The organism is Bacillus vallismortis, from assembly GCF_040784915.1.
Taxonomy (GTDB): domain Bacteria; phylum Bacillota; class Bacilli; order Bacillales; family Bacillaceae; genus Bacillus; species Bacillus subtilis_G.
This window is the reverse complement of sequence record NZ_CP160797.1, coordinates 2,682,855-2,699,764: the sequence shown is the minus strand read 5'-3', so window position 1 is coordinate 2,699,764 and position 16,910 is coordinate 2,682,855. Positions and strand designations below refer to the sequence as shown.

General features: G+C 41.1%; 16 protein-coding genes and 4 pseudogenes. 16 read left to right on the top strand and 4 right to left on the bottom strand.

Going from position 1 to position 16,910, the window contains the following annotated elements; genetic code table 11:
- The first annotated feature begins 7 nt into the window (after positions 1-7).
- The 10 genes and pseudogenes from ABZM97_RS13250 to ABZM97_RS13205 form a co-directional block, all read left to right on the top strand.
- Positions 8-1,015 carry an NADP-dependent oxidoreductase gene (locus ABZM97_RS13250; protein ID WP_367386876.1) on the top strand — a complete coding sequence of 336 codons (1,008 nt, stop codon included), beginning with the start codon at positions 8-10 and terminating at the stop codon, positions 1,013-1,015.
- 227 nt (positions 1,016-1,242) lie between these two features.
- A pseudogene (locus ABZM97_RS13245) lies at positions 1,243-1,382 on the top strand (tryptophan--tRNA ligase); the annotation flags it as partial.
- 217 nt (positions 1,383-1,599) lie between these two features.
- Positions 1,600-2,175 carry a TetR/AcrR family transcriptional regulator gene (locus ABZM97_RS13240; RefSeq protein ID WP_087993865.1) on the top strand — a complete coding sequence of 192 codons (576 nt, stop codon included), beginning with the start codon at positions 1,600-1,602 and terminating at the stop codon, positions 2,173-2,175.
- 111 nt (positions 2,176-2,286) lie between these two features.
- The gene (locus tag ABZM97_RS13235) at positions 2,287-3,135 is read left to right on the top strand and encodes an alpha/beta fold hydrolase (RefSeq protein WP_087990796.1); all 849 of its coding nucleotides are present in this window, start codon (positions 2,287-2,289) and stop codon (positions 3,133-3,135) included.
- A 14-nt stretch (positions 3,136-3,149) separates the two neighbouring features.
- Entirely contained in the window at positions 3,150-4,208 is a 1,059-nt protein-coding gene (locus ABZM97_RS13230; RefSeq protein ID WP_087990795.1) for an alkene reductase, read from the top strand.
- Between the two features lie 336 nt (positions 4,209-4,544).
- A complete protein-coding gene (locus tag ABZM97_RS13225; protein ID WP_087990794.1) occupies positions 4,545-5,330 on the top strand; it encodes an SDR family oxidoreductase in 786 nt (261 codons plus the stop codon).
- 359 nt (positions 5,331-5,689) lie between these two features.
- Positions 5,690-6,439, top strand: coding sequence for an SDR family oxidoreductase (locus ABZM97_RS13220; RefSeq protein ID WP_087990793.1), 750 nt, complete (start codon positions 5,690-5,692; stop codon positions 6,437-6,439).
- A gap of 463 nt (positions 6,440-6,902) precedes the next feature.
- Positions 6,903-7,916, top strand: a complete 1,014-nt coding sequence (locus ABZM97_RS13215) for an NADP-dependent oxidoreductase (protein WP_367387495.1) — start codon at positions 6,903-6,905, stop codon at positions 7,914-7,916.
- A 451-nt stretch (positions 7,917-8,367) separates the two neighbouring features.
- Positions 8,368-8,546, top strand: a pseudogene (locus ABZM97_RS13210) (hypothetical protein).
- Positions 8,504-8,608 (top strand): annotated as a pseudogene (locus ABZM97_RS13205) (recombinase); the annotation flags it as partial. The pseudogenes ABZM97_RS13210 and ABZM97_RS13205, both read left to right, overlap by 43 nt.
- A 120-nt stretch (positions 8,609-8,728) precedes the next feature.
- On the opposite strand, the gene sigK reads toward ABZM97_RS13205, so the two are convergent.
- Positions 8,729-9,457 carry an RNA polymerase sporulation sigma factor SigK gene (gene sigK / locus ABZM97_RS13200; RefSeq protein WP_013308023.1) on the bottom strand — a complete coding sequence of 243 codons (729 nt, stop codon included), beginning with the start codon at positions 9,455-9,457 and terminating at the stop codon, positions 8,729-8,731.
- A gap of 198 nt (positions 9,458-9,655) precedes the next feature.
- Here sigK and ABZM97_RS13195 point away from each other — a divergent pair, with 198 nt between their 5' ends.
- On the top strand, positions 9,656-10,030 hold the full coding sequence (locus tag ABZM97_RS13195; protein WP_202327123.1) for a sporulation protein: 375 nt from the start codon (positions 9,656-9,658) through the stop codon (positions 10,028-10,030).
- Positions 10,031-10,062: 32 nt separating this feature from the next.
- Here the strand turns inward: ABZM97_RS13195 and ABZM97_RS13190 are convergent, their stop codons facing one another.
- Positions 10,063-10,785: a hypothetical protein gene (locus tag ABZM97_RS13190; RefSeq protein ID WP_087990791.1), complete on the bottom strand. Its 723-nt coding sequence runs from the start codon at positions 10,783-10,785 to the stop codon at positions 10,063-10,065.
- 381 nt (positions 10,786-11,166) lie between these two features.
- Between ABZM97_RS13190 and gnd the strand changes: the two genes are divergently transcribed.
- Positions 11,167-12,060, top strand: coding sequence for a phosphogluconate dehydrogenase (NAD(+)-dependent, decarboxylating) (gene gnd, locus ABZM97_RS13185; RefSeq protein ID WP_087990790.1), 894 nt, complete (start codon positions 11,167-11,169; stop codon positions 12,058-12,060).
- Positions 12,061-12,078: 18 nt separating this feature from the next.
- Here gnd and ABZM97_RS13180 read toward each other — a convergent pair whose 3' ends face one another.
- Positions 12,079-12,705: a TVP38/TMEM64 family protein gene (locus ABZM97_RS13180; protein WP_253268431.1), complete on the bottom strand. Its 627-nt coding sequence runs from the start codon at positions 12,703-12,705 to the stop codon at positions 12,079-12,081.
- Positions 12,706-12,959: 254 nt separating this feature from the next.
- Here ABZM97_RS13180 and ABZM97_RS13175 point away from each other — a divergent pair.
- Both ABZM97_RS13175 and ABZM97_RS13170 read left to right on the top strand, forming a co-directional pair.
- A pseudogene (locus tag ABZM97_RS13175) lies at positions 12,960-13,501 on the top strand (N-acetylmuramoyl-L-alanine amidase).
- A 248-nt stretch (positions 13,502-13,749) separates the two neighbouring features.
- Positions 13,750-14,481 (top strand): SGNH/GDSL hydrolase family protein, encoded by a 732-nt coding sequence (locus ABZM97_RS13170; RefSeq protein WP_087990788.1) that lies wholly within the window; start codon positions 13,750-13,752, stop codon positions 14,479-14,481.
- A gap of 304 nt (positions 14,482-14,785) precedes the next feature.
- Here ABZM97_RS13170 and ABZM97_RS13165 read toward each other — a convergent pair whose 3' ends face one another.
- A complete protein-coding gene (locus tag ABZM97_RS13165) occupies positions 14,786-14,926 on the bottom strand; it encodes a sporulation histidine kinase inhibitor Sda (protein ID WP_003226124.1) in 141 nt (46 codons plus the stop codon).
- Positions 14,927-15,283: 357 nt separating this feature from the next.
- Between ABZM97_RS13165 and ABZM97_RS13160 the strand changes: the two genes are divergently transcribed.
- Entirely contained in the window at positions 15,284-15,802 is a 519-nt protein-coding gene (locus ABZM97_RS13160) for a YqeG family HAD IIIA-type phosphatase (protein ID WP_087990787.1), read from the top strand.
- Between the two features lie 3 nt (positions 15,803-15,805).
- The gene (yqeH, locus tag ABZM97_RS13155; RefSeq protein WP_087990786.1) at positions 15,806-16,906 is read left to right on the top strand and encodes a ribosome biogenesis GTPase YqeH; all 1,101 of its coding nucleotides are present in this window, start codon (positions 15,806-15,808) and stop codon (positions 16,904-16,906) included.
- Positions 16,907-16,910 lie beyond the last annotated feature (4 nt).

Below are 16,910 nucleotides of genomic sequence, written 5' to 3'. Positions count from 1 at the left end.
GGGGGACATGATGAAAGCAGTCCAAATACACAGCTACTCGAAAAAGCTAGAAGCTCACATCAACGATGTGCCTATTCCAAGAATAAACAAACATCAAGTGTTAATCAAAACAAATGTGGCGGGCGTTGACCCACATCTTATATTGGCGATTACTGGAAAGGTGCGCGTTTTTGACCACTATGATTTCCCGTTGACACTCGGAAATGAACTTTCAGGTGTGATTGAATCGGTTGGTGAAGCGGTGACAGACTTTAATAAGGGCGACAGAGTATATGCGCTAATGCCACTAGATACAATGGGTGCCTTTGCAGAATATGTTGTGGCTGATGCAAATATCGTTGCGAAAATGCCAAAACATCTTACTTTTGAAGAAGGGGCTGCCATTCCATTATCGGCTCTGACTGTTGTTCAAGCCTTCGATGTACTGAACGTGAAACCTGGCACAAAACTGTTCATTCCTGGTGGAACAGGCGGATTTGGGCAGATTGCCATTCCGTTTGCGAAATCAAAGAAGCTTTTTGTAGCTGTCAGTGGTAGTGAATCAGCTCGTCATTTAGCGCTATCCATTGGTGCTGACCAGTTCATCGACTATCAGAAGCAAGATTATGTTGAGGTGCTGAAAGATTTCGATTACGTGATTGATACTCGTGGTGCAAGTGAGTTCAGGAATGAATTACGTGTTTTAAAACCTGGCGGAAAATTATTGTCATTGAATGCTGGTCCAAATGCACGTTTTGCAATTCAACATGGCGGATTTTCAACGTTGCAGAGTCTTCTTTTCGGTGTGATCGGCATGCCGTTTGATATAGCGGCACATCTTCAACAGAAAACGTATGATTTCTTATATGTTCAGCCCAATGGCAAACAACTAAAAAACATCACCCAGTGGATTGATGAAGCGGGCATCAAACCAACCATTGATTCGACATTTGCTTTTCGGCAAGTGAACGAAGCTATTGCCAAAATCGCAAAAGGGAAAGCTCAAGGAAAGATTCTTCTGATTATACAAGAGTGAGAAACAACAACATAAAATTGACAAAGATTTTAGTGAGGGGCGGGACGTCAGGTATAGGCTATGCATATGCGAAAAAGATTCTTGAAATGAGCAACACGGCGATTGTCACTAGTCACTCGAAATAAAATATTGACCAAGCAATCAAAGATAACCCTAATTTAATAGGCATTGCTGCGGATGTCAGTCAAGTGAAGTCGGTTGACCAGTTGGATTTTATCTTCTATAAACCGAAAGGTTTAATAAATAGGGCTCGTGCATACAAAGCAAAAGTAGACAAGAACAAAGAAGAAGGATTAGATGTGGATGCCGGTGTGAACATGAGGTTATATACTATCTCATTTTAATGGCTGCTGATATTCTCCTGTTTTAGTCTGATTTTGTTCCCGTTGGAAAAGACCAAATCCAACATGTGGAGCAAATATATTGATGATTAAATTTATAATTCTTTACTTATCGTTCTAAAAAGGGTATTATTTAATCATGGTTTGAAATTCATGTGTTAATTTGAGAATGTTCATTCTACAATGGATTATGACGTTTGTTTTTGTTAGTATTAATTCATTGATTTTTTTAAGGAGAAAAAAATGGCTAGAAGTAAAGAGTTTGACGAAAAAGCAGTATTAAGAAAAGCAATGGAGCTTTTCTGGGAACAGGGTTATGAAAAAACATCCATGCAAGATTTGGTAAATCATATGGGGATACACCGCAGGAGTATATATGACACATTTGGTGACAAGCGTTCATTGTTTTTAGCTTCCCTTAATCACTATGAAGAGCTCATCGTCAATGAGATGGAAAGCATAATTAGCAGCACTTCATCCATTAAACAGGCGATACGTGATGTTTTTATTTTCGTACTGAATTCCATGGAACAATACCCAAAAGGTTGTCTATCAGTAAATGCAGCCATTGAATTATCTTTGTTGGACAAAGAAATTGGACGCATAGTTACAAAAATGTTTAACCGTACTGAAGATATGTTTAATAACCTTATAAAACGGGGCCAAACTAGTGGAGAGATATCAAAAGAAATCGATTCTGATAACATATCTCGTTTCTTACACAACAATTTGGTAGGTATAAGAGTACTAATAAAAACTAATTACAGTAAAAAAGAATTAGAAGGCATCATTACTCTAGCACTTTCAGTGTTGGACTAGCTTTCTTTTTTTTACCCTATTTAGAACGTTCGTTCTAAAATCAGCATGAAACAAACCATCATAATGCATACTTATAAAATCGTTTTTTAATTTCTAAGGAGGAACACAAAAATGACAAACTTTAAAATACCATCAGTATCAGAATTTATTGAAGCAGATGGAACTCGTTACGCATATAGAAAATTTGGTACACAAGATGGTATACCACTAGTATTTCTTGTTCACTTTAGAGGAACGATGGAAAACTGGGATCCAGACATGCTTGAACCTATTGCAAATAAACGCCCAGTAATCTTATTTGACAATAAAGGGGTTGGTGAGACAGATGGACTAACGCCTACTACAATTGCTGATATGGCAAAAGATACAGCAACATTTATAAAAGCTCTTGGATTAGAACAAGTTGACATTCTTGGTTTTTCCATTGGTGGTATGGTTGCACAAGAGCTAGCTTTACAAGAAGGAGAATTAGTAAGAAAAATTATTATGGCAGGTACTTCGCCTGAATCTGGTATTAATCCAAATCCAGAGATTTTTGAAAGAATGAATCGTCACGGCGGAACGGAGGAAGATGGAATAAATGATTTTATGTTCTTTTTCTACGCACAAACCGAAACAAGTAAATCTGCAGGAATGGCTTCACTACAAAGAATTTTTAATCAGAAAAAAGTAAACAGTTCAGAACAAGTAAAAGAGGCACAATTACAAGCCATTGCAAAATGGGCTAAACAAAAATCTAATCATGATTATGAATGGTTACAAAACATCAAACACCCTGTACTTGTTACTAATGGTGTTAATGATGTAATGGTACCGACTAAAAACAGTTACATCTTAGCAGAGAAATTACCCAAAGCTCAGCTGATTATATATCCTGATTCTGGTCACGGGCATCTGTTTCAATTTCCAGAACTATTTGCAGAACACGTAAATTTATTTCTTGATTCTAATTCTTATTAAAAAGGAGTATTCATATGAGCAGATTATTTGAAAAAGTTCGTATTGGAAACATTGACTTAAAAAATCGTATAGGTATGGCTCCGATGACTAGAAATAGAGCTTTACCAGATGGTACGCCGAGCGGTTTAGTAGCAGAGTACTATGGTCAGCGTGCTTCAGTCGGTTTAATTATAAGTGAAGGAACCCAACCTTCAGATGATGGGCAAGGTTACACGAATACACCTGGTATTTATACAGAAAATCATATTAGAGGGTGGAAAAAAGTAACTTCTAAAGTTCATAGTGAAGGCGGTCATATTTTTATTCAGCTTATGCATGTGGGACGTGTATCACACCCTGATAACACCCCTCACCACCGCCAAGCAGTTGCACCGTCAGCTATTGCACCTGGTGTAGAAATTTTCACGGCAGAAGGAATGAAAGAAATTCCAACACCAAGAGAACTGAGTGAGCTTGAGATAAAAGATGTTATCAATGAGTTTCGTTTAGCAGCTCGTTCAGCAATTGAAGCTGGTGCAGACGGAGTTGAAATTCACGGAGCGAATGGTTATCTGATCCAGCAATTCCTTAGTGAAAACTCCAATCATCGCCAAGATGCATACGGTGGTACGATTGAGGGGCGTTCTCGATTCGCTATTGAAGTAGCTAAAGCAGTTGTTGATGAAATAGGAGCAGAAAGAACAGGCATCCGTTTTTCTCCTCAAGGAACACTGCAAGGCATTGATGAAGGGGAAAATAGCCTTGAGATGTATCGCTATTTAATAAGTGAATTAAATAAGCTTAACCTTGCATATCTGCATTTAATGCACTTTGGAAACGAGCAATTCCTAAAAGATGTGCGTCAACTTTGGGATCAAGCACTTCTTGTTAACCGTCCAGGTCGTCCTCTAGATCAACTTTCGTCTGATGTAGATAATAATCTTGCAGATGTTGTCACAGTAGGCACTTGGGTACTAGCTAATCCAGACTTTGCAGAACGGATTAAATCAGGTGCTCCCCTAAACGAACCTGATCAAAACACGCTCTATGCAGGAGGAAAAGAAGGTTATACAGATTATCCTTTCTTAAAATAATTTATTTAATATGAATATCCCATCTAGGGAAGGGATATTCATATTCTTTTTTCTTAGGTTCGTTAGGAAAAGATACATGTGCGTTAAATAAAAATGTGGAGGATTGTAACGAAAGCTTTAGCGATTGAAAACTACGGTAAAAAAACAAATTTTTTACTTCCCTAAGCCCAAAATAAATAATGGCGAGGTCTTAGTTGAGATATATGCGGCAAGTATAAATCCTCTTGATACAAAAATTTGAATTATGGATAACATACATCCATAGTAACAACTCGCAGTAAGAAACGCTGTAAAACGTTTTAAAAGTTCAAACTAAAAATGGAGGTGTGCTGTCAAATGAAAAAAACTGTTCTTATCACCGGGGTATCGGGTGGAATTGGCAAAGAGTTGGCGGATCGTTTCGCCAAGGGAGGATATAATTTGGTGCTGGTGGCGCGTAGCGAGGGTAAGCTTTTGGAGCTAGCGAAGGAATATCGGAAAAGATATGGCAGTCAAGCGACGGTCATCGCCAAGGATGTGGCGTCACCCGGCGTGCCGGAGGAGATTTTTGCGGAGCTCAAGGAGAAGGGGATCGTCGTCGACTATCTTGTCAATAATGCCGGCTTCGGTTTGTACGGGACATTCTTGGAGACGCAGTTAGAACAAGAGACGAATATGATTGACGTCAATATCAAGGCTCTGACTGTTATGACGAAACTGTTCTTGCCAGATATGGTCAAACGGGGCCAAGGAGGCGTGATGAATGTGGCTTCGTTGGTGGCTTTTTTCCCGGGACCTATGATGTCGGTTTACTACGCAACGAAGGCGTACGTGCTGTCGTTTACCGAGGCTTTGGAGAACGAGCTGAGCGGCACAGGGGTGACTGTGACGGCACTATGTCCGGGACTGACGTCAACCGGCTTCGTTGATCGTTCGGGTATTGGTGAATCGAAGTTGTTCCAGAGTGGTGCTATCATGGAGGCCGGGCAGGTGGCTGAGGAAGGGTACCGAGGCTTCTTACGCGGCAAGACGTTCATAATGCCAGGTGCTCGCAACCGGTTCATGGCATTCCTTCCGCGGTTGATGCCGCGCAAAATGGTGACCCGTATGGTCAGATCCACACAGCAAAGAACAGGGCATTGACCTAATTGAGGGTGAGTGGCAGTTGATTATGATCTGCCATCCTAGCCAAGATCTCGTAATGGAATAAATCGTTTAATAAAAAAGTTACAGAGACTGTTATAAAGACGGAAACTTTTTTATTTGATCTGCTGAAACATGGTCAAGAACAAGGAGAAATTTCTAAACACTATGATATCAAAGGGCTTTCTCAATTTATTTATAATTCACTCGTAGGAATACGAGTATTCGCAAAAACAACAAATGATAAAAAAGAATTAGAAACCATTATCGATTTGATTTTGGCAACACTAGATTGAGATATATCTTGTTATTTGAATTAATTAACACCAATCTGAAAATATTTTTAAGGAGAGAATAATATGAAGTACACAGTTATTACAGGAGCAAGCTCAGGTATAGGATATGAGACAGCATTAGCATTTGCTGCTCGTGGCAAAAACTTAATTATTGTAGCTAGAAGATTAGATAAATTAGAAGAACTTAAATCAACCATTCAGAATCTAAATCCTGATTTAGATGTTATTATTCGTACAAGTGACCTATCTGTCACAGATCAGGCATATACACTGTATAACAGTTTAAAGGAGTATCAAATTGAGACTTGGATTAATAATGCCGGGCTTGGTGAAACCTCTTCTGTCATAGATCAGAATTTAGATAAAGTAGAAACCATGTTACGCGTTAACATAGAATCCTTGACAATCCTTTCTACACTATTTGTAAGAGATTATGCTGATGTAGAGGGAACTCAATTAATTAACGTATCCTCAGCACTTGGATATGTAATTGCTGTTGGCAGTGTTGCTTATTCTGCTTCTAAATATTATGTTAGTGCCTTCACCGAAGGGCTTGCAAAAGAACTTGAACTGAAAGGTGCGAAAATGAAGGCAAAAGTTTTAGCACCAGCAATGACGGAAACAGAATTCGCAAAACATGCAAATGATAAGAAAGAGTTTGATTACAAAGCAAATCTCCCTATGTACCACACAGCTAAGCAAATGGCAGGTTTTATGATGGAGGTTTATTACAAAGATGAAGTGGTGGGGGTTGTAGATGAAAACTATGAATTCAATTTGAGAAAGCCGATCTATCCAATACTAGTATGGTAACATAATCGTTTGGCGATGGCACCAATGACACGTAGCAGTGCGCAAGAAGATGGTACATCAGGAGAACTAAGTTCCCTTTAATATGCTTAAAGAGCATCTATGGGATTACTTATTAGTGAAGGTACACAACCTCCTGACGATGGTCAAGGTTACTTATCCTACGTGAAAGAATGAGAATCTCAGAAAGGATAAGCATAACTTATATGGCAAATATCAAGGTCCACAAACAGTTTGGAACTGGAAGTGACTCTCTATTTTTGTACAGAAAAAGAGGGAATAAAAAGTAGTTTTTGCTTAAAAATGGCATACAACTGAAAAATGCTTGACGCATGAATTGTGCTTTACTGGCAGGCGTATACTGCATTCGGACGCTATGGGCTGATGAACTTTAACGTCTGTTCCACGGATGGAGTGCGGGAACACCGGCTGTAATAATCTCAATGGAAGGATGCTAATGAAAAAAATGAAAACACTCATAAAAGCAGCTCAGATCACCAAGTATTCAAAAAATATCCATGCCAAAGTCAATGACATTCCAATTCCAGAAATCGATGAAAACGAAGTCTTGGTAAAGGTCAAAGCTGCAGCGGTCAATCCGCTCGAAATGTTGATTATCACAGGTAGCGTGAAACTGATTCAAGATTATGAATTCCCATTAACGCTTGGTAATGAATTGACAGGTGTTGTTGAAAAAGTAGGAAAAAATGTAACGAACTTCCTCGTAGGAGATGCCATCTATACACGTCTCCCGCTAGAAAAAATTGGTGCTTTTGCGGAATATGCCGCAATTGACGCTGCCGCAATTGCACCCATGCCAAAAAATTTGTCTTACGTGGAAGCGGCTGCTGCACCACTGGCTGGACTTACAGCGTATCAAGGCCTGCATGAAGAACTTGAGGCACAGTCAGGTAAATCTGTTTTCATTCCAGGTGGATCAGGCAGTTTTGGTCAAATGGCTGTACCAATCGCAAAGGCAATGGGCCTAAATGTCATTGTTAGTGGCAGCTCAGAAGCGCGCGAACGCACTTTGGAAATGGGTGCCGATCAATATTTGGATTATTCAACAGAAAACTATGTTGACTTGTTGTCTGATGTGGATTACGTGATTGATACACTGGGTCCTAAAGAGTTTGACAGTGAATTGAGTATCATCAAACCAGGGGGAAGATTGCTCTCTCTCCGTACAGGACCAAATAAACGTTTCGGAAAAGACCGAAATTTCCCATCGCGGAAAAAAATTCTATTTTCCCTTGCTGGTGCAAATTATGACCGCAAAGCCAAGAAACAAAACGTGGAATACCATTTTATCTTCGTTCGTTCTGACGGCGCCCAACTTAAAGAGATTACCAAAATCATTGAAGAAAACAACATTGTTCCAGCAATTCATCCAACACGATTTACCATAGAAAACGTAAATGAAGCGCTAAAACTAGTCGCAAATGGACGACCAAAAGGGAAAGTGATTATTAATTTTTAAGGGGAATATGAAGAAAGCAGTCAAAAAGTTGAGATCATTTATGTAAAGGATTTTGAAAGGCAATAATAAAGTGTTACAAACCGCGAGTTCTGCTGATTAAGAAATGGTAAAGATAAAAAGCTAGATTAGATCATAGAAAAACTTCAGAAAGCCGGAGTCCTGTATCAGTAATTATAGAACATGGAGAATTAGCCATTTTAATTGTTTCTTATAAAAAATGTTGGGGTGAAATTGAGACAGGCGGTTGCTCTAACAGAAATGTCACCAGTGGCATGTTATATGCCTAGTTATAAAAGAAAACTCTTTATTGGGGACTTAGGCATTAGTAAATGTCAATAAAAACCGATGGTTTCAAACTATCGGTTTTTTATAATGTTTTCATACTCATTGAAAATCACCTCATTAGGACAAACAGTTATTACATAGCATTACCCAAGGTGTGAGGCATTTTATAAAGGTAATAATCATCGAGGGACCGCAAGCTGACAAATGCATTAACGATTGCTATCATTATTTAATAAAACTTTATAGGAAGGAGATCCAGGGTGATAGCAATATATGTAAGGGTATCGACCGAGGAACAAGCGATCAAGGGATCGAGTATCGACAGCCAGATCGAGGCCTGTATAAAGAAAGCAGGGACTAAGGATGTGCTGAAGTATGCAGATGAAGGGTTTTCTGGAGAGATTATCAGTGATAACAAAAATGATGTTCATAACTCTTTGGATATAGGATATATTCTTTCTCTATTTCTTTTAAGAAACTTTAGTAAAATAGAGAAAGCCGGAATATGAGATCCGGCCTCTTCTACATTATTTCCCCTTCGCCTTCTTCCGCTTTTCCTTCTCCGCCCGGTAAAATTCATGAAACATCTTCATCAGCGCCCGCTTTTCAATCCGCGACACATAGCTGCGCGAAATACCAAGTTCTTTGGCAATCTCCCGTTGCGTTTTTTCCTTCTTCAAATCAAGCCCAAACCGCCCGACAATCACTTCCTTCTCACGATCATCTAAAATGTCAATGTATTGCTTCACTTTTTCAAGCTCCATATTGAGCTGGATCGTATCAATCACGTCTTCATTTTCTGATTTCAAAACGTCGATCAGGCTTATTTCATTCCCTTCTTTATCCTGCCCGATCGGATCATGAAGGGAGACGTCTTTTTTTGTTTTTTTCAATGCGCGCAAATGCATGAGGATTTCGTTTTCAATACACCGCGCGGCATACGTCGCCAGCTTTGTCCCTTTTCCGGCGGAATAGCTTTCAATTCCTTTGATCAGCCCGATTGTTCCGATGGAGATTAAGTCCTCTGCATCCTCACCTGTATTTTCGAATTTTTTCACAATATGGGCGACCAAGCGAAGATTATGCTCAATCAGCATGTTCCTGGCATGTTCATCCCCTTTAGCCATGAGCTCTAAGTATTTTTTTTCCTCGCTGCTTGAGAGCGGTTGTGGAAAGGCATTGTTTTTCACGTAAGATACTAAAAAGACAAGCTCTTTAACAACAAAGCCGAGCGCTGCGAAAACACCTGTCACCATCGTCACCTCCACAAAAGTATGTAGGCTAAAGCCTATATGTAAATGTATGTAGGCGGGAGGCTGTCTGTGTCTGTACCGGGAAATTTCTCGCGGGGGAGCTTGGCTTTTGTGAGCAGCATACGAACTTCAAATTTTAAAAATAATTTTAATCAGGCTCCCATACATTGAAATGAACAAATAATGTATGGGGGGATGGGAATGAAAAAGTGGATGGCAGGCCTGTTTCTTGCTGCAGCAGTTCTTCTTTGTTTTATGGTTCCGCAGCAGATCCAAGGCGCTTCTTTGTATGACAAAGTGTTGACTTTTCCGCTGTCTCGTTATCCGGAAACAGGGGATCATATTAGAGATGCGATTGCAGAGGGACATTCTGATATTTGCACCATCGATAGGGATGGTGCGGACAAAAGGCGGCAGGAATCATTAAAAGGAATTCCGACGAAGCCGGGCTATGACCGGGATGAGTGGCCGATGGCGGTTTGTGAGGAGGGCGGCGCGCGCGGGGCCGGCTCGTGGGTTGGGAATCAAATGAGCGGTTATCCTGACGGCACCAGAGTGCTGTTTATTGTGCAGTAATAAAGAAGAGGCTCTTTCCTGAGCCTCAGTTGTTACGATCCTTCGCTTTGCTGGATTCTCGGAGGATAGGTTTCTGCTTTTCGCCAATACTGGCGTATGCCTTCGTCTCGAACAACGATGCCCATCTGTGCAAGTTCGAGACGAAATTCTTCAACATCGTCTTTTTCCTCGTCTTTCAGCGCTTTGTGACGAGCTTTCAATAGAGCATGGGCGCCTGGCGAGAGGTCTGGTGCATCAGGTATCCACCGGCGAAATTGATCTTTAAACGGATCACCTTCTGCTGCCCATTCGTAATTGTGCTTTCTAAAGGCCTTCTCGACATTCACTGGTTTTTCATCAATTTCTTCCCGTGCCAATTCATATCCGGCTGTTCCTAGGAGGACAAGCCGTTTGTGGTCGATAAACACAAGAGCAATGCTGTCGGAACGAATCGTTTGCACTTTCTTTCCTTTTATTAATTCCACTGTGTCATTTGTAATTTTGACAGACAGCAGCATTGCAATAACAGAATGAGCGAACCAAATTCCTGCAGACACGCCAAGCAGCGCAGTGATAAATGCAGCTGGTGATCCTTGAAAAGAGGTGACCAGCCGGAGCGGTCCTTCAAAAGGAATCCACGGGAGGGATAATGTCCATTTTGCAAACTGCGGGATAAAATACCCGATCGCAAAGCCGATGATTGCAAGTGCAGCGTATAAAAAATAAACAGCAGTTTTCGTAACTCCAACAAAAGTGTGAGATTGATTCTGCAATATGTCACCTTCTTTATTTGAAAAAATCGTATTCTCTTCCCATATTTTAACTTAAAAACATGGTAAATCAAGGATCAATTGATGTTTTTTTGATATAAAAGAAAAGCTCAAAAAATGGGCCTAGAACAGCTGGAAACAATAGCGCCCAGGGTACACAAGACACGCATCCGAATTCGCAGTCGTCTCGGCGAAGCACGCAGCTGAAAGTCAAACTGCTTAAGCTGTTTCGGAAAAAGAAAAGCTGATGCTAAAAAACATACAAATCACAAAGGATGAGGGAACGGTAAAATCCTTTTTGGCCTCATTTGTTTTTATACGTATCTCATTACAGTTCACAGGGAACATAAAGAGTAAAGGCTTTTTAAACACTCAGGAGGAACTGACATGAAAATTGGATTAATCGGGTTAGGAAAAATGGGCATAAACATAGGAAAGCAATTCATTGATCGCAAACATCAAGCTGTCGGGTATGATGTGAATCAAGAGGCTGTCGATGAACTGAAAGCCTATGGGGCTGAGGGGACAACGAATCTAAAAGAGTTGATTTCTTCATTAGACACGCCGCGTATACTATGGGTTATGGTGCCGCATGGCGTTGTCGATGCTGTTTTGCGTGATGTGGCGCCTTTATTAAGCAAAGGCGATATTGTTATTGAAGCCGGAAACTCTCATTATAAAGAATCGATTCGCCGCCACAATCAAATGAAAGAAGCGGGTATCCATTATCTCGATGCCGGAACGTCGGGCGGAATGGAAGGCGCGCGCCATGGCGCCTGTTTTATGATAGGAGGAGACCCTGAAGCATGGGAGATTGCAGAGCCGCTGTTTCGGGATACTGCCGTTGAAAACGGATATCTTTACGCTGGTGAGGCGGGAAGCGGACATTTCTTGAAAATGATTCATAATGGCATTGAGTACGGAATGATGGCCGCGATTGGTGAAGGATTCGAAGTGCTTGAAAACAGCCAATTTGATTTTGACTACGAAAAGGTTGCCAGAGTATGGAATAACGGCTCTGTCATTCGCTCTTGGCTTATGGGGCTGACTGAGCGAGCTTTCTCTAAAGATGCGAGGCTGGATCAGATCAAAGGCATCATGCATTCCTCAGGTGAAGGAAAGTGGACGGTGGAAACAGCGCTTGATCTGCAGACAGCAACTCCGGTGATTGCCATGTCGCTGCTGATGAGATACCGTTCTTTAACAGATGATACGTTTACAGGAAAGGTCGTCGCTGCGCTTCGAAATGAATTCGGAGGCCATGCGACAGAAAAAAAGTAAGGGGACGAACACGCCTCCTTATTTTTTTTGCACGTTCAGCAGATGAGGGAACTTTTTATAAATGATCATCATGATGATCAGAATGTAGGCTCCGTAAATGCTGAAAGACAGTAATTTGTCGCTGGGAAAATTAGCACCTGCAATGGTAACAACGACAATATTCGGGATTTTCCCTATGAGAGACGCGAAGAAAAAAACATGCCAGCGAACCTGACTCAGCCCGCATATCACGTTCATGACAAGAGAAGGGATGACGGGGATGAGTCTTCCTAATAAAACAGCGGTAAAAGCATTTTTGTTGAAGGAAGCCTCGTAGCTTTGGATAGCCGGATAGGCCTGAACTTTTTTTCTGGCCCAATCTCTAAAGCTGTATCTGGCGAGAAAAAACAGCATGATTGTACCAAGCATTGAGCCGGTCAGTGTAATCCAGATCCCATTTGCGATTCCGAACACAGCGCCGTTTAAAGCGGCAACCAAAGCAAACGGCACAATGGGGAAAAAAACATCGGCAGCAATCAGCAGCATACTGAATAAAACAGAAAACATCCCTCCTGCTTTGATCGCCTCAAGCCAAGCTTCTTTCTGAAAAAAACCGACTGCAATGACAGTTATAATCACGATGATACCTAGTATCTTTTTTAACATGTTTATGGTCACTCCCAACTAAGGTGATGTCAGGAGCCAAAACCTCCGTCATCTACGTTAGTATAACTGGTGTCAGTTCAGCGATTCAACTAAAATTGATATTTGGATTTAGAACACAATTCTTTTTAATCTTGTAAAATAGGCAGCCCATCCCTATGTTTTCTGCATTCTTTAATAGCAGGGAGGGATAGAAATGGTCACGATAAAAAAAGGATTTTATTCCGGCATCGAACGATAATCGTCCGGGCTATGCGATGACTCCTGCTTATATTACGGTTCATATCATAATACAGCGAATACCGCCAAAGGCGCTGATGCGAAAATGCACGCCAATTATGTGACAAACCGAAGCACATCTGTCAGCTGGCATTTTACAGTTGATGATTCAGTCATTTATCAGCATCTTCCGATAGATGAAAATGGCTGGCATGCGGGTGACGGCACAAACGGGACAGGGAACCGCAATTCAATCGGGATTGAAATCTGCGAAAATGCTGACGCCGATTTTGAAAAAGCAACAGCAAATGCCCAGTGGCTGATCCGAAAACTAATGAAAGAAAACAATATTCCGCTGAAACATGTCGTTCCCCACAAAAAATGGTCCGGGAAGGACTGTCCGGGCAAGCTCTTGGAGCACTGGAGTTCTTTTATAAACAGAATTTCTTTCTCCGATACACCTCCAAAAGAGTTCATCTTACCCGCTGCCGTCAAGCGTTTTCAGCTTATGAACGGATTAACTGCAGACGGCATCTATGGACCAAAAACAAAGGCCAAGCTTAAATCGAAGTTAAAGTGAACACAGGGCAAGGGATAACCTGTTTCTAATGCGGATGCAGGTTATTTTCTTCTCTATGGTTTGTGTGTTTTTTCGATTGAGAAGAAGGGAATTTTAAGGAATCAACCTATGCCGCAATGAAAGCAGCATGATTTTCACTAAGGGGGACACGTTAACAATAGGAAAAAAAAGTAATAACAAGAAAACTCTTCATTGAACGAAAGGGAACAGAGGTATAACATTAAGGTGAGGCTTTTGGGGGTGTAAAGATGAAGCATTTTTTTATCCTTTTCCTTCTGCTGTCCGTTACAGCAGGATGCGAGGGTAAGGGATACGAAGACGTTGTAGCATTTGGTGACAGCAATACGAGAGGCTCTAATTGGGACTACCGCGATTATCCAAAAGCACAGCAGTGGGTTAATATGTTAAAAACGGCTGAACGCGGAAAGCTTGATATACTCAATGCGGGAATTGGCGGACAGACAACAGAGGATGCACGTCTGCGGTTTCAGACAGATGTGCTTGATCAAAAACCGAAGTATTTGTTTATTATGTTCGGCACAAATGACGCCGCGATACTGACTGAGGGGAAACCGAGAGTATCGAAGCAGCGTTTTAGAGAAAATCTCGTTTATTTTATTAAAGAAAGCAGAGAAGACGGGATCAAACCAATCCTAATGACATGTATCCCAATTATAGAAGGAAACGGGAAGCACCATCTGTTTTACTATTCGAGATATAAAGCAGCTGCTTTTGAACCGAAGGGCGGGGCGAGAAAATGGCACAATTCATACAACGATATTACAAGAGATGTGTCGGAGCGCCTAGATGTCCCTCTTGTAGATAACTGGAAGCATTTTATAGAAGCAGACGGCGGAAAAGCAACTGATGAAGCGCTTATCCAATCCGGTCTGATAGATCCTTCAGGCAATCATATGACACCTAAAGGGGCAAGGATTGTATATGAAGGAATACAAGATGGGCAGGTTTTGAAGTACTGAGCCGGACAACGGCCTAAGCCGTTTTATTTCTCCTACATAGGCTGTTATAAACCTTATGTAAGGAGGCGCTTCAATGTATGGCGCAGGCAGAGCATATGGATACGCTTTTATCGTTGTTTTAGTTGTTGTTCTCCTGGTTGTGGGCGGCATATATTGGTTAGCATAGTTACCGTCCCTTGAAAACACCTCTTTTTAGGGGTGTTTTTTGCTGAAAACAGTAGTAAAGCGCGCAACCGAAGTGATATAATATCAGTCATCTGAGTAAAAAAAGGAAATACGCCCGGAAAAAATAGACAAGTTCCTATTAAGAAGATACGGAAATAATATGTCCGAGCGATCTTCTTTTTATTTCGTTTTCAATTAACTCGATAAAGTCACGGTTTAAATTCATTTCGGTGGCTTTGAAATAAGATTCTATTAGTAATTCATCAGACAGTTTTCTCATGCTAGGAACCCAATTAATGGGAGTGGCACCTCCTTAAAAGTTGGAATCATTCATGATTTTAACGCATACATTGATACGTTGCGCACATCTGAGGCTGAAGTTATCTTTAATCTACCATGAAATGCATATAAGAACAATCGTTCTGTTATCCACACCAGAAAGTGGATAACCTGTGAGTATCGTGTTTATAATTTGTCTAAAGAGTGATGTAATAAGAGTGGATAGTGTGTGTAATTTTATCCACAACTGGTGAAGAAACCCAATTTTTGTCGAAATTTTTTTGCTCAGTTTTTCTTTAGGCACAAGTTCGATTTTTTTCGACAATCATTTTAAAGAGAAAAGGGAAGGGTGCGGGTTTTGTTAAAAAAGTTTTTTTTACCTGACGAGTTCGTGAAAAATATTTTTCATATTACGCCTGAGAAATTAAAGGAACGAAATGTAAAAGGAATTATTACTGATCTGGATAATACGCTTGTTGAGTGGGACAGGCCGAACGCGACGCCGCGTTTGATCGAGTGGTTTGAAGAAATGAAGGACCACGGCATTAAAGTGACGATTGTCTCTAATAATAATGAAAGAAGAGTAAAACTTTTCTCAGAGCCGCTTGGAATCCCATTCATCTACAAAGCAAGAAAACCAATGGGCAAAGCTTTTAACAGAGCTGTGCGCAATATGGAGCTGAAAAAAGAGGACTGCGTGGTCATCGGAGATCAGCTCATGACCGATGTGCTCGGGGGAAATCGAAACGGCTACCATACGATTTTGGTCGTGCCTGTTGCTTCCTCTGACGGGTTTATTACGCGCTTTAACCGCCAGGTCGAACGCAGAATACTGAGTGCTCTCAAACGAAAAGGGCACATTCAGTGGGAGGAGTAAGAAATGGAAAAGGTTGTTTGTATCGGCTGCGGAGTGACAATCCAAACCGAGGACAAAACAGGTCTGGGATACGCGCCGCCTGCATCGCTCACGAAAGAAAATGTGATTTGCCAGCGCTGCTTCAGACTGAAAAACTATAATGAAATACAAGATGTTTCCTTAACGGATGATGATTTCTTAAACATTCTTCACGGTATTGGGGAAACCGATTCTCTAGTTGTTAAAATTGTTGATATTTTTGATTTTAACGGCAGCTGGATCAATGGGCTGCAGCGTTTGGTGGGGGGAAACCCTATCTTATTGATTGGCAATAAAGCTGATATTTTGCCTAAGTCACTGAAAAGAGAACGTCTGATCCAGTGGATGAAGCGTGAAGCGAAAGAGCTTGGCTTAAAACCGGTTGACGTATTTTTGGTCAGCGCGGGACGCGGCCAGGGGATCAGAGAAGTAATTGATGCGATTGAGTATTACCGCAACGATAAAGATGTCTATGTTGTCGGGTGTACAAATGTAGGGAAGTCAACCTTTATTAACCGGATTATTAAAGAAGTATCAGGTGAAGAAGATATTATTACGACATCCCAATTTCCTGGCACAACTCTTGATGCAATTGAAATCCCGCTGGACGACGGCTCAGCGCTTTATGATACACCGGGCATAATCAACCATCATCAAATGGCGCATTATGTCAATAAAAAGGATCTTAAAATACTATCTCCTAAAAAGGAGCTGAAACCTCGCACATTCCAGCTTAACGATCAGCAAACACTGTATTTCGGCGGGCTTGCAAGGTTCGATTATGTGTCCGGAGAAAGGGCTCCTTTTATTTGCTATATGCCGAATGAGCTGATGATTCATAGGACAAAACTGGAAAATGCAGACGCGCTTTATGAAAAGCATGCAGGGGAATTGCTCACACCTCCGGGAAAAGATGAAATGGATGAGTTTCCGGAATTGGTCGCCCATACGTTTACGATAAAAGACAATAAGACAGATATCGTTTTCTCAGGGTTAGGCTGGGTAACAGTGCATGACGCCGATAAAAAAGTAACTGCTTACGCGCCAAAAGGCGTTCACGTATTTGTTCGGCGCTCATTAATTTAATGAA